At 54.6% G+C, this 11529-nt stretch carries 15 protein-coding genes; 11 read left to right on the top strand and 4 right to left on the bottom strand.

Annotated features, from left to right (window positions below):
• Positions 1-253 precede the first annotated feature (253 nt).
• From Q0510_RS05460 to tgt, 3 genes are all read right to left on the bottom strand, one after another.
• Positions 254-1579, bottom strand: a complete 1326-nt coding sequence (locus Q0510_RS05460; RefSeq protein WP_298708984.1) for a citrate (Si)-synthase, eukaryotic — start codon at positions 1577-1579, stop codon at positions 254-256.
• A gap of 133 nt (positions 1580-1712) precedes the next feature.
• Entirely contained in the window at positions 1713-2792 is a 1080-nt protein-coding gene (locus tag Q0510_RS05455) for an LptF/LptG family permease (protein WP_298708983.1), read from the bottom strand.
• A 100-nt stretch (positions 2793-2892) separates the two neighbouring features.
• Complete coding sequence (gene tgt / locus Q0510_RS05450) at positions 2893-4020, bottom strand: tRNA guanosine(34) transglycosylase Tgt (protein ID WP_298708982.1); 1128 nt, start codon at positions 4018-4020, stop codon at positions 2893-2895.
• A gap of 102 nt (positions 4021-4122) precedes the next feature.
• On the opposite strand from tgt, the gene Q0510_RS24835 reads away from it, so the two are divergent.
• From Q0510_RS24835 to rsmG, 4 genes are all read left to right on the top strand, one after another.
• Positions 4123-4377 (top strand): type II toxin-antitoxin system HigB family toxin, encoded by a 255-nt coding sequence (locus Q0510_RS24835; protein ID WP_366940989.1) that lies wholly within the window; start codon positions 4123-4125, stop codon positions 4375-4377.
• Between the two features lie 39 nt (positions 4378-4416).
• Positions 4417-4818 carry a helix-turn-helix domain-containing protein gene (locus Q0510_RS05445; protein ID WP_298708981.1) on the top strand — a complete coding sequence of 134 codons (402 nt, stop codon included), beginning with the start codon at positions 4417-4419 and terminating at the stop codon, positions 4816-4818.
• A 68-nt stretch (positions 4819-4886) separates the two neighbouring features.
• A complete protein-coding gene (locus Q0510_RS05440) occupies positions 4887-6026 on the top strand; it encodes a glycosyltransferase (protein ID WP_298708980.1) in 1140 nt (379 codons plus the stop codon).
• 1 nt (position 6027) lies between these two features.
• Positions 6028-6642: a 16S rRNA (guanine(527)-N(7))-methyltransferase RsmG gene (gene rsmG / locus Q0510_RS05435; RefSeq protein ID WP_298708979.1), complete on the top strand. Its 615-nt coding sequence runs from the start codon at positions 6028-6030 to the stop codon at positions 6640-6642.
• Here the strand turns inward: rsmG and Q0510_RS05430 are convergent, their stop codons facing one another.
• Entirely contained in the window at positions 6643-7542 is a 900-nt protein-coding gene (locus tag Q0510_RS05430; protein WP_298708978.1) for a cation diffusion facilitator family transporter, read from the bottom strand.
• 110 nt (positions 7543-7652) lie between these two features.
• Here Q0510_RS05430 and Q0510_RS05425 point away from each other — a divergent pair, with 110 nt between their 5' ends.
• The 7 genes from Q0510_RS05425 to Q0510_RS05395 all read left to right on the top strand — a co-directional run.
• Complete coding sequence (locus tag Q0510_RS05425; protein ID WP_298708977.1) at positions 7653-8213, top strand: RNA polymerase sigma factor; 561 nt, start codon at positions 7653-7655, stop codon at positions 8211-8213.
• 2 nt (positions 8214-8215) lie between these two features.
• Entirely contained in the window at positions 8216-8599 is a 384-nt protein-coding gene (locus Q0510_RS05420) for a hypothetical protein (RefSeq protein ID WP_298708976.1), read from the top strand.
• A gap of 26 nt (positions 8600-8625) precedes the next feature.
• Complete coding sequence (locus Q0510_RS05415) at positions 8626-8868, top strand: hypothetical protein (RefSeq protein WP_298708975.1); 243 nt, start codon at positions 8626-8628, stop codon at positions 8866-8868.
• A 12-nt stretch (positions 8869-8880) separates the two neighbouring features.
• On the top strand, positions 8881-9441 hold the full coding sequence (locus tag Q0510_RS05410) for a DinB family protein (RefSeq protein ID WP_298708974.1): 561 nt from the start codon (positions 8881-8883) through the stop codon (positions 9439-9441).
• An 89-nt stretch (positions 9442-9530) separates the two neighbouring features.
• Complete coding sequence (locus Q0510_RS05405; protein WP_298708973.1) at positions 9531-10097, top strand: RNA polymerase sigma-70 factor; 567 nt, start codon at positions 9531-9533, stop codon at positions 10095-10097.
• Between the two features lie 8 nt (positions 10098-10105).
• Positions 10106-11083: a FecR domain-containing protein gene (locus Q0510_RS05400; protein WP_298708972.1), complete on the top strand. Its 978-nt coding sequence runs from the start codon at positions 10106-10108 to the stop codon at positions 11081-11083.
• The coding region (locus tag Q0510_RS05395; protein ID WP_298708971.1) for a hypothetical protein at positions 11070-11529 on the top strand (460 nt) is incomplete at its 3' end. The genes Q0510_RS05400 and Q0510_RS05395, both read left to right, overlap by 14 nt.

The following is an 11529-nucleotide window of genomic DNA, read 5'->3' as shown; positions in this document are numbered from 1 at the left end:
GAAAGGGAAATATTCGAGCAGGTCGCGGAAAGTGTGGATATTGATTTCCTTGCGCAACAGTTCGCCTTTCTGCGGGCCTACGCCCTTCAGGTATTCGATCGGATTGTTCAATATGGAAGCGATGTAACTCACGCTGCGGATTGGAGGTACGAAGTACGGCAATTTAGGGAGAAAAGGCAAACGGCGGGCGTCATGAAAAAGCCCGGAAGCGGTGGCTTCCGGGCTTGAATCTTATGATGAAACCAGGCCGGGATTATTCGGCGCTTGCATCAACTTTACCTTCCACGAATTCTTTCATCCATTCGGTGGTCACGGATTTCGGGCGCTCGAGGGAGAGGCCGAGGGCGCGGTCCCAGCAGAGGGAAGCCAGTACGCCCAGTGCGCGGGAAACGCCGAAGAGGACGGTGTAGAATTCGTATTCCTTCAGGCCGTAGTGCAGGAGCAGCGCGCCGGAGTGCGCGTCCACGTTGGGCCAGGGGTTTTTAACTTTGCCGAGGTCGCCCAGGATGCCGGGAACGGTTTCGTATACGCGCCAAACGATCTGCACCAGCTCGTCGCTGGCCAGGTGTTTTTTCGCGAATTCCTGCTGAGCGGTGAAGCGGGGATCGGTTTTGCGGAGAACGGCGTGACCGTAGCCGGGCACCACCTTACCGTCTGCAAGGGTCTTGCGAACGAAAGCATCGATCTGCTCTTTGGTCGGAACACCGCCGCCGAGCTCTTCTTTCATGTCGAGGATCCATTTGATCACTTCCTGGTTGGCCAGGCCGTGGAGCGGACCGGCAAGACCGTTCATGCCGGCTGCGAACGACAGGTAAGCGTCGCTGAGGGCGGAGCCTACGAGGTGCGTAGTATGGGCGCTCACGTTACCACCTTCGTGGTCGGCGTGGATCACCATATATAAGCGCATCAGTTCCTTGAAGCCTTCATCTTCATAACCCAGCATGTGGGCGAAGTTGGCTGCCCAGTCGAGCATGCCGTCGGGCTGGATGTGCTGGTCGTTTTTATATTTACGGCGGTAGATATATGCCGCTACGCGGGGGAGGCGGGCGATGAGGTTCAGGGTATCCTCATACATATAGCTCCAGTAATCTTTTTTGTTCATCCCTTCGGCATACGCTTTGGCAAACACGGATTCGGTCTGCAATGCCATCACCGCTACGGTGAACATGGTCATGGGGTGCGTATGGAGGGGGAGTGCGTTGATGGCGTCAAACACGTGGTTGGGCACGTGCGAACGGCGGCCCAGCACGCTGCTGAGGTTCTGAACGTCCGCTTCGGTCGGCAGTTCGCCGATCAGCATCAGGTAAAACAGCCCTTCCGGCAGGGGCTCTGCGCCTCCGGGGGCTTTCGGGAGATGCTCGCGCAACTCGGGGATGGAATATCCGCGGAAACGGATACCTTCATTTGCATCCAGCAGGGAGGTTTCAGTAACCAGCCCTGTAATGCCACGCATGCCCTGGTAAGCCTGGGCTACCGTAACATCGCCTACCTTCTTTGTTCCGTGATTCTTGAGCAGGTCCTTAACCTCTGCGCCCAGTTCATCTGCCTTTGCCTTGAATTTCTCTTTTATATAACTCATTTTCCCACAATGATTTAGAAAAATTAACGTAATCGATCAATGAACAAAAGTAATGATTAATAAATTAAATCCCGCCCTTTTAAGACAGATTTAACGGAGAAATTCAACTTTTGGCCGAAAATGGTCAACCGGGTTACTTGGGCGCCCGTAAGTAGAGATAAAAGGCCAGTCCAGCGAAAACAAAGTTGGGAATCCATGCCGCCAGCAAGGGGTCAAGATCTGCTTTTGTGGCGAAAACGGTGGAGAACTGCATGAAGAGGATATACGTTGCGCTGATCACGATCCCGATCGCCAGGTGCAACCCGCTTCCGCCCCGCACCTTTTTGCTGGAAATAATGGCGCCGATCAGCACCAGTATCACTACGGCCACGGCGGCCGATGTCCTGCGGTACTCCTCTACATAATATACGCTCAGGCCTTCCGCCCCGCGCAGCTCTTCCTTAGCCAGGTATTCCCGCAGCTCGGGCGTGGTCATCCCCTCCTGCCGGTTCCGGATCTCGATCAGCTCCGACGGGTCAAGCGCCAGTTTCAGCGCCGTATCGGGCCGGGTCGCGAAAACCTCCTTCATCCCGTTGATCCGCCGCTCCGATACGCCTTCCAGTTTCCACTTTCTGGAGGCGGTATCATAGGTAACGCGGTCGGCCCGGAGAATGTACTCCAGGTCCTGCCCGTCGATCCGGTTGAGAATGAAATTGGTACCGTTTTTATAATTGGGGTCGTAATACCCGAAAGTGATATAGGTGGAGGTATCGATGCGCATGGATTTATCTTCCAGCGCCTTCTGGTCTTTCTGGTCTTTTACGTACTTGGTTTCGAAGGTGGTGCGGATGCGGTTGGCCTTCGGTACGATCCATTGGTTGGCGACCCAGAGAATGGCCCCGAATCCAATAGCCCCTACCCAGTAAGGCCGCAGGAACCGCCGGAAGCTCACCCCGGCACTGAGGATCGCCACGATCTCCGTACGGTAAGCCATTTTAGAAGTGAAAAAGATCACAGAAATAAAGATGAACAACGGGAACAGCAATGCCGCGATGTGCGGGATAAAGCCGATGTAATAATTCATGAAAACGAAGCCCAGGGAGAGATCATGCTCCAGGAAGTCGTCGATCTTCTCCGTGATGTCGATCACCACGGAAATGACCAGCAGCACCATGAGGGAATAGATAAAGGTCCCGATGAACTTACGTAATATATACCAGTCGATCTTCTTCATATGGTTTGTTCGGAACGGCGTGGCCGTCAGGTTGCAAAGCTAACATTCCCGCCGGAATGCAGGTGCAATATATCGTATGACGATGAATTTTAACATACCCTTACAGCCGCGTCTGCAACTGCGGCACCATCCTGCGCTTCCATTCCCCGTAGGTACCGGCCAGGATCTCCCGGCGGGCGGCTTTCACGAGGTCAAGGTAGAACGCCAGGTTGTGGATGCTCGCCAGCGTAAGGGCGAGGAATTCCCCGGCCACGAAAAGGTGGCGCAGGTAAGCCCGGGTGTAGTGCTGGCTGGCGAAGCAGGGCGTTTTTGCGTCGATGGGCGAAAAATCGCCGGCCCATTTCTTATTCTTGATGTTCACGACGCCGTCCCAGGTAAACAGCATGCCGTTGCGGCCGTTGCGGGTGGGCATTACGCAGTCGAACATATCGATACCGAGCTCGATGTTGTTGAGGATATTCCAGGGCGTGCCCACGCCCATGAGGTAGCGGGGCTTCTCTGCGGGGAGGATTTCGGTCACAATGCCGCACATCTCGTACATCTCATTTTCAGGCTCGCCCACGCTGAGGCCCCCGATGGCGTTGCCGGCGCAATTACGGCTGGCGATGGCTTCTGCGGAGGCGCGGCGAAGGTCTTTATTAGTGCTTCCCTGCACGATGGGGAAGAGCGTTTGCTCATGCCCGTACACGGGACCGGTTTCGGCGAGGCGGCGGATGCAGCGGTCGAGCCACCGGTGGGTGAGCTCCATGCTTTTTTTGGCGTACCCGTATTCGCTGGGGTATGGTGGGCATTCGTCGAAGGCCATAATAATGTCGGCCCCGATGTTCCGCTGGATATCCATGACGTTTTCGGGGGTGAAGAGGTGGCGGGAGCCGTCGATATGACTTTGGAAGACGACGCCTTCTTCTTTGATTTTGCGGTTGGCGGCGAGGGAGAACACCTGGTACCCGCCGGAGTCGGTGAGGATAGGGCGCTCCCATCCGTTGAAGCGGTGAAGGCCGCCGGCTTTGCGGAGGACTTCCGTTCCCGGGCGGAGGTAGAGGTGATAGGTGTTGCCGAGGATGATCTGCGCGTTGATATCGCTGCGGAGTTGTTCCTGGGTAACGGCTTTCACGGAGCCGACGGTGCCCACGGGCATGAAGATGGGCGTTTCGATGGCGCCGTGGTCCGTGGTGATGACCCCGGCTCTTGCGCCCGAGGGGTCTGTGGTGATCAGTTTGAAATCCAAAGCCTCGCAGTTTTTTTCAGGGGGCAAAGGTATTGAAATTCCCGGGGACGGTTAACAGGCTTTTAACTAATATTATTAGCAATTATTTAGAAATTCGAAATAATGATTCACTTTATACAATTTATGCGTATTTTTAATATGGTTGTAATCAGCAGGAAGGCGCTGAATGACTTCGCTGTGAGATATCCTGTTTCGGGCGATGCTTCGTTAAACTGGTTCCGGATATCAGCAGGGTCTGACTGGAGCGATTTTCAATTCAGGCTGATCGTCCGGATTATTTTCCCGGTACGGACAGCGTTTATCCGATGGATTGGCACGCATGCGATGTACAACAAACTGGATGTAAGTTTATTATAAAAAGAAAGGCAAGGGTATTCAAGACAAATCTATTTTTTCATGCCAGCACCTCCCACTATGTCGAAAAAGGTCGGAAAGCATAAGCTGCCTACGGAAAATGAGTATGATAAACTCATGCAGGAGATTGAACAGCTTATGAAGAAAGGCAGCGACGCGCTAACGGAAAAAGATATAGACATTCTCCAGGAAATGGTCAATACCGTACAGGAATATGAAGCGCATTACTTCACTTTGCCGAAACCGAATTCCCTTGCCGGGATGCTCGATCTGAAAATGTTCGAGATGAACATGTCCCAAAAGGAAATGGCTGCGTTCCTGGGTATTTCACCTTCCAAATTCTCCCTTATCCTTAACAACAAACGCGAACCGGATGCGCAATTTATCAAGGCTATTTACCGGAAATTGCAAATCGATCCGAAATTTATTCTCGATCACCTTTAAAACCATTCACTAAATAATTTTGTCCACAACTTTATATAGATAAATAAAAACTTATATTTTTGCCCCTTATGTCAGATAATCTGGGCTTAATTTTCTTCTATACTTTCGCCGCGATTGCGGGCATCCAGGTCTTATACTACCTGATTTTCTTCTCCCGCGTCGCGTTTTACAGGCGGAAATTCGACCTCGACGAGCCCCCGGGCGGCGATATATCGGTCATCATCTGCGCTAAGAACGAAGAAAGGAGCCTCCCCATGAACCTCCCCACCGTTCTCCAGCAACGATACCACGTCCACAGCGCCCCGTCCTACGAAGTGATCGTCGTGAACGACAATTCGGAAGACGATTCCAAATATTACCTCGCCTCCATTGAAAACGGTTATCCACACTGCCGGCATATCGAAATCAAACAGGCCGCCAAATTCATCCCCGGGAAAAAATACCCCCTTTCCATCGGTATTAAAGGCGCCAAATTCGAAACGGTAGTGCTGACCGACGCCGACTGCAAACCCGGCAGCATCCACTGGCTCAACCTCATGAGCCAGGGCTTCCGCAACGGGAAGGAAATCGTACTGGGATACGGCCCCTATTACAAAAAGCCCGGTTTTCTCAACAAGGTCATCCGCTACGAAACCTGGTTCAGCGCCCTCCAATACCTTTCCTTCGCCCTTTCCGGCATCCCGTACATGGGCGTTGGCCGCAACCTCGCCTATAAAAAGGACCTGTTCTTCCGCCACAAAGGCTTCACCGCCCACCAGCATATCGCCTCCGGCGACGATGACCTGTTCGTGAACCGCGCCGCCACCAGCAAAAACACGGCCGTAGTGATCGATAAACTGGCCTTCGCCTACTCGGAGCCCAAACGCAAATGGAAACACTGGTTCGGACAGAAAACCCGGCATATGTCGACCGGCCGCTATTACCGCACCGGCCACAAATTCCTGCTGGGCCTTTTCTCCCTCACCCACTTCCTCTTCTACCCCGCCCTCGCCCTCGCGCTGTTTTACACACCCATGCTGTATTTCACGCTCGGCATCCTGGGAGCGCGCATTTTGGTGCAAACCGTCATCTCCGGCTTCGCCCTCAAAACCCTCGACGAACGCGACCTCTTCTGGTATGTGTGGCTGATGGACATCCTCATGTTCCTATATTATGTTATCTTCACGCCCGCATTGTTCTTCGCGAAAGGAAGAAACAAGTGGAAATAGCATGGAGCAAGTTTTAAAGTATTTCAGTGATTTTACACCCCGGCAACTGGAGCAATTCCGGTTGCTGGAACCTTTATACCGGGAGTGGAACGAAAAGATCAACGTCGTTTCCCGGAAAGACATCGATTCCCTCTACGAAAAACACGTGCTGCACTCCCTGGCCATCGCCGCAGTGGCGGAATTGCCCGACGGGTACCAGGTGGTGGACCTCGGCACAGGAGGCGGATTCCCCGGCATCCCGCTCGCCATTTTCTTCCCTGAAGTGAAATTTCACCTGGTGGACTCCATCGGCAAAAAACTGAAAGTGGTGGAAGCCGTTGCAGAAGGCCTTGGCCTCCAAAACGTGACGGTCCAGCACACCCGCGTCGAAGACATCAAAAACCGCAAGTTCGACCTGGTGGTTTCCCGCGCGGTAGCCCCGCTCAAAGACCTTTGGCGGTGGAGCAAGCCCCTCGTCAAAAAAGCCGCCGGCGGCCCCACAGGCCTCATCTGCCTCAAAGGTGGCGACCTGGCGGCCGAAATCAGCGAAAGCGGCGTCCGACCCAAAATGGTGCCTATCTACAAAATGTTCCCCGAAGAATTTTTCCAGGAAAAATACGTGGTGGCGGTTCAGTAATCAGAAGCCGACGTCCCCGTCGGTATGGTTATATTCCGTTTCCAGCGTGGCATGCACGATATTGAGCGATTCGAGCAGATGCTTGAGGTCGTGCTTCACCCGGTCCACCTCCTCCGCCGACAGCCCCGGCGCGATGGTTACATGCGCTGTGAGCGCGTTTTCGGTGGTGCTGACGGCCCAGATGTGGACATGATGCAGATCCACCACGCCCCGGATCTCCCGCGCCTGCTCCTGCACCTTCTCCACCGTAATGCCCGCCGGCACCCCGTCCATCGACAGGCGGAGGCTGTCACTCATCAGTCCCCAGGTGCCGTATACGATCACGGCCATTACCAGGAGGCTCACGGCGGCGTCGAGCCAATACCAGCCGGAGTAGAGCATGAGCAGCCCGGCCACGACGGTGCCCAGCGAAACGAGCGCATCCGCCACCAGGTGGAGGTAAGCGCCCTTAATATTCAGGTCTTTATCTTTATCTTTCAGGAACAGCAGCGCCGATACGGTATTGACGGCGATACCCACGCCGGCCACGACGGCCACCGTTCCACCCTGCAGCGGCACGGGGTTTTGCAGCCTGCGGACCGCCTCGTACCCGATGGCGCCTACGGCCACCAGCAGTATAACGGCATTTAAAAGTGAAATGAGGATGGTACTTTTTCGGTAGCCGTACGTATATGTAGAGCCAGGCGGGATGCGCGCGAGGCGGAAGGCCACCATCGACAGCCCCAGGCTGGCCACGTCGCTGAGGTTGTGCCCCGCGTCCGACAGCAGCGCCAGCGAGCCCGTAGCGAGGCCCGCGGCCGCTTCTACGACAACGAACATGAGGTTGAGACCGATCCCGATGAGGAAGGCGCGGTTCAGCTGGCCGGAAGGCGGAGTGTGGGAGTGGGAATGGTCGTGCATCAATTAAAATTACAAGACCCGGTAAAAAAAGTTCGGAAAACCTACAATATGCTAAGCGCCTGTTCGTCTTTAACCATAAGATGAACGAGTGGCTCTCCATAAAAAAACCAATGGCCCTGGAACAGAACGAACGTATACAGCGTACGGTGGAAAAAGAACGCCAACGGCTCCTGCAATTCATCCGCAAGCGGGTGGAAGACAGCGCCGATGCGGAAGATATTCTGCAGGACGTGCTTTTCCAGTTCACCCAGTACCTCCGCGGAGGCTCACCCATTGAATCCCTTACCGGCTGGCTCTTTGCCGTAGCCCGCAACCGCATTACAGACTGGTTCAGGAAAAAGAAGGAAGACCGCTTCTCCGACCACGCACTCGAGGGCGCGGATGGCGACGGCCCCCTGTACCTGTCCGACATCCTGGCCGATTCCGGCTCCCAAACCGATGAACCGATGCTCCGCAAGTTCATGTCGGAAGCCATTACGGAAGCGATCGACGAACTGCCGGAAGATCAACGGTTTGTGTTTTTGCAGCACGAAGTGGAAGGGAAACCGTTCAAGGAAATCGCGGAAATGACCGGCGTGTCCGTCAACACGCTGCTGTCCCGCAAAAGATACGCCGTGCTTTACCTCCGGGAAAGGCTCGCGCAATTGTACAACGAATTGAAAAACGCATAAAGATGATGACCAAGAAACAATTTAAGGGCTTGAAAATAGTAGGGTTTGTGATTTTGGGCGCGGCCTGCGTTACCGCCCTCGGGTTCGGCGTGATGTTGCTCTGGAACTGGCTCGTACCCGAGCTTTTCCATGGCCCTGTCATTACTTTCTGGCAAGCCCTTGGCCTGTTCATCCTCTGCAAACTGCTTTTCGGCGGTTTCATGAAAGATAACGATAAGAAAAACAGCTGGAAAAGAAGGAAATGGGAGCGGATGCAGGCTAAAATGGAACACATGTCTCCCGAAGAGAAGGAAAAACTGAAAAGTCATTTCGATCGCTGCTGGGGCAGGAAATGGCAGCGCGAAGAGGAGCCGCAGCAGCCTCCCGTTGAACGCCAACCCGAGTAACCATTCACTTTCCTAAAACCTGACATATGCAACGCCATCTCTCTGTTACCGAAGCAGCCCGTATTGGCATCTTCAAGACCAATATCGGCACCCTGAAAGCCCGAAAACGCGTTATCAGCGCAATTTGTAATACCTTTGAAGTAGCGTCCTGCAACGTGGACATCGAAGACTGCGACAAGGTGCTCCGCGTCGTGGACATGAAGGTGGACGAGCCTTCCATGATCCGGTTCGTTCAAGCGCAGGGCTTCGAATGTGAAGTGTTGGAATGAAACCCTCCCATTATGCAACAATCTGAAATTCAGCAACTCCTCGATAAAAGCTTTACCGATTTCTCGACTTTCGTCGGCGATCTGTCCGACCACCGTTTTATCGTTTCCCCGGAAGGAAAATGGTCTGCCGGGCAGCAGCTCGACCATCTCATCCGCAGCGCCAAACCCGTCAACAAAGCCCTGAACATGCCCCGTTTCTTCCTCCGCTGGTTCGGAAAGCCCGCCAGGGCCTCCCGCAGCTTCGAGGAAATCCGGGAAGCGTACCGCCATGTGCTGAAAAACGGCGCGGTGTCTACCCGGCCATATGTGCCGCCGGTAACGGAGATCGAACAGCGCGAAACCCTCCTCAAACAGTTTGCGCAACAGAAAAACAGGATGATCGGGCTGGTGGGCAACTGGCCGGAAGCCGAGCTCGACCGTTACCAGCTCCCCCATCCCCTGCTGGGAAAGCTGACCACCCGGGAAGTCCTGTATTTCACTATCTACCACAATTATCACCACCTCCATACCCTCCAGCTCCGCGAAAAACCCGAGCAACCCTGGCCAACCCAGCTGGAAAGGGTCATTTTCTAAAAAAAATTTCAACCCGCATCAGGGTAAACTACCGTTTGCGTGTTTTACATTGTGAAGAGCGGGCCGCATGATGGCGCCGCCGCATCGAATTGGACAGCAACGGCAAGAAATACCTGGCTTCGGATTTTTCCGCGGCTTTTCATACCTGGTATGAAAAGCTGCATCGTTATGCCTATACGATACTGAAGGATCAGGACGAAGCCAGCGATACCGTGCAATTTGTTTTTACGCGATTGTGGGAACGCTGGGAAGAGCTGGATGATACGGAAGAACTCGGGCCTTATCTCTACCGCGCCATCCATAATCAATCGCTGAACCGCATCCGGAAAGCGGGCAACATGCGGAATTTCACGGCCTGGCTGAACCAGGGCGCGCCTCCCGTACAAAGCGACGCCGGCAACAAACTGGCCCTCGCGGAACTGAATACCCGCATCGCCGCCGCCCTGGACGCCCTGCCGCCCCAATGCCGCCTCATCTTTACCATGAGCCGGGAGCAGGATAAAAAATACGCGGAAATTGCTCAGGCATTGTCGATTTCCGTGAAAACCGTAGAAACGCAAATGAGCAAAGCGCTGCGCATCCTCCGGGAAAAACTGGCGGATTACATCGCGGCCGGCGGAGCTTTGCTGTTGTATATCGATAAATTATTATCTTAAATCTGTACTTGAGCCAACATCCACATATCACCATTACCGACGAGCTGCTCGTTAAGTTCCTGGCCGGGGAAGCCGGTCCGGACGAAGCCATGGCCATCGGCGACTGGCTGGAAACGCCCGCCAATGCCGCGGCATTCCGGCAGCTGCAAAAGGCCTGGGATGCCGCCGGGCCGGGAGATCCCTATCAGCCGCCGGATGTAGCCGCGGCTTGGGGGCACTGGCAAAAGGTACAGGAAGCCCCGGTGAAAATCCGCCGGATCTGGCCGCAGTGGGTTGCGGCGGCGGTGGTGGTTTTACTGGCAGGCAGCCTCTGGTTCTTCTCAGGTGATGTTGGAGAAAAGGACCGCGAAGTGAGCATTTCGATCGAGAATAACAAAGATGTGGGCGTCAGTTCTCCGCTGCCGGATGGTTCCGTCGTTCATATTGCACCCGGCGGAAAGGCTGCATATGTGAGCAACCCCTTTACCGGGCGGCAAACTACGATTATGGGTAACGCAACTTTTGAAGTGGCCGCCGATCCCGCGCTGCCTTTCACCGTGCAGGCGGGGCCGTTGATCATCCGTGTGCTGGGAACTGTTTTCGACGTCCGCCAGTACCCTGACAGCATTACGGTGGATGTGCGCCAGGGCGTGGTGCGGGCCGTGGGGAAAACAGACAGTGTGCTGCTGCGTTCCGGCATGCGAACGGTTTACCTGTTGCAGGCGGAACGCTTCGCGGGCAGGTCCCCGGATTCACCCGGTGTGCTGCCGTCGAAAACGGTGTTCGAATTCAATGATACACCGCTGGGAGAAGCGATCGAAAAACTTTCCGCAGCCTACGGCATCCCGGTGGCGCTCGATAACCCCGCGCTGGCCAATTGCCGCATCAATACCTCTTTTACCGATAAACCGCTGGACTACGTGCTGACCGTGATCACGGAGTCCCTGCGGCTGGAGTACCGCAAAGCCAACGACACGGTGTACATTTATGGAAATGCATGCGATTAAGCGATGGTGGCCCCTCATCTTCCTGCTGTGCGCCATCCCTTCGGCCGCGCAGGACGCGCTGCGCAAGCGGGTTTCCCTGCCTTCCACACTTATCAGCGCAGGCGACTTGCGGAAGGAAGTCTCCCGGCAAACAGGGCTCCAGTTCACATTCAGTTCCCAAACGATCCGGCCGGGACAGGTCATCCGGCTATCGCAGCGAAACCTCACCGCAAAAGCGCTGCTGGATGCAATGCAAATTCAGCTGCAGGCGGAGTATAAAGTGTATGAGGATCATGTCATCTTCACGAAAAAGAAACAAATAACCGCTTCGCGGGATGATGGACAACTAAAAAATACAGCTGCCGGAAAAATAAAACCGGTCGTCAACTCCGCCGGGAATCATATAACGCGAATAAACACACGCAGTTCGGATACGCAGTCCGCGCAAAACAAGATCGAGGGGCAAG

It is taken from the genome of uncultured Chitinophaga sp. (assembly GCF_937874145.1).
GTDB lineage: Bacteria > Bacteroidota > Bacteroidia > Chitinophagales > Chitinophagaceae > Chitinophaga.
This window is presented reverse-complemented; position numbering and strand designations above follow the sequence as displayed.

What these genes read in the sequence shown, in the direction of transcription:
- Q0510_RS05460 (WP_298708984.1), bottom strand. Translation starts at nt 1,579, where the DNA reads ATGAGTTATATAAAAGAGAAATTCAAGGCAAAGGCAGATGAACTGGGC.
- Q0510_RS05455 (WP_298708983.1), bottom strand. Translation starts at nt 2,792, where the DNA reads ATGAAGAAGATCGACTGGTATATATTACGTAAGTTCATCGGGACCTTT.
- Q0510_RS24835 (WP_366940989.1), top strand. Translation starts at nt 4,123, where the DNA reads ATGATTCACTTTATACAATTTATGCGTATTTTTAATATGGTTGTAATC.
- Q0510_RS05445 (WP_298708981.1), top strand. Translation starts at nt 4,417, where the DNA reads ATGCCAGCACCTCCCACTATGTCGAAAAAGGTCGGAAAGCATAAGCTG.
- Q0510_RS05440 (WP_298708980.1), top strand. Translation starts at nt 4,887, where the DNA reads ATGTCAGATAATCTGGGCTTAATTTTCTTCTATACTTTCGCCGCGATT.
- rsmG (WP_298708979.1), top strand. Translation starts at nt 6,028, where the DNA reads ATGGAGCAAGTTTTAAAGTATTTCAGTGATTTTACACCCCGGCAACTG.
- Q0510_RS05430 (WP_298708978.1), bottom strand. Translation starts at nt 7,542, where the DNA reads ATGCACGACCATTCCCACTCCCACACTCCGCCTTCCGGCCAGCTGAAC.
- Q0510_RS05425 (WP_298708977.1), top strand. Translation starts at nt 7,653, where the DNA reads ATGGCCCTGGAACAGAACGAACGTATACAGCGTACGGTGGAAAAAGAA.
- Q0510_RS05420 (WP_298708976.1), top strand. Translation starts at nt 8,216, where the DNA reads ATGATGACCAAGAAACAATTTAAGGGCTTGAAAATAGTAGGGTTTGTG.
- Q0510_RS05415 (WP_298708975.1), top strand. Translation starts at nt 8,626, where the DNA reads ATGCAACGCCATCTCTCTGTTACCGAAGCAGCCCGTATTGGCATCTTC.
- Q0510_RS05410 (WP_298708974.1), top strand. Translation starts at nt 8,881, where the DNA reads ATGCAACAATCTGAAATTCAGCAACTCCTCGATAAAAGCTTTACCGAT.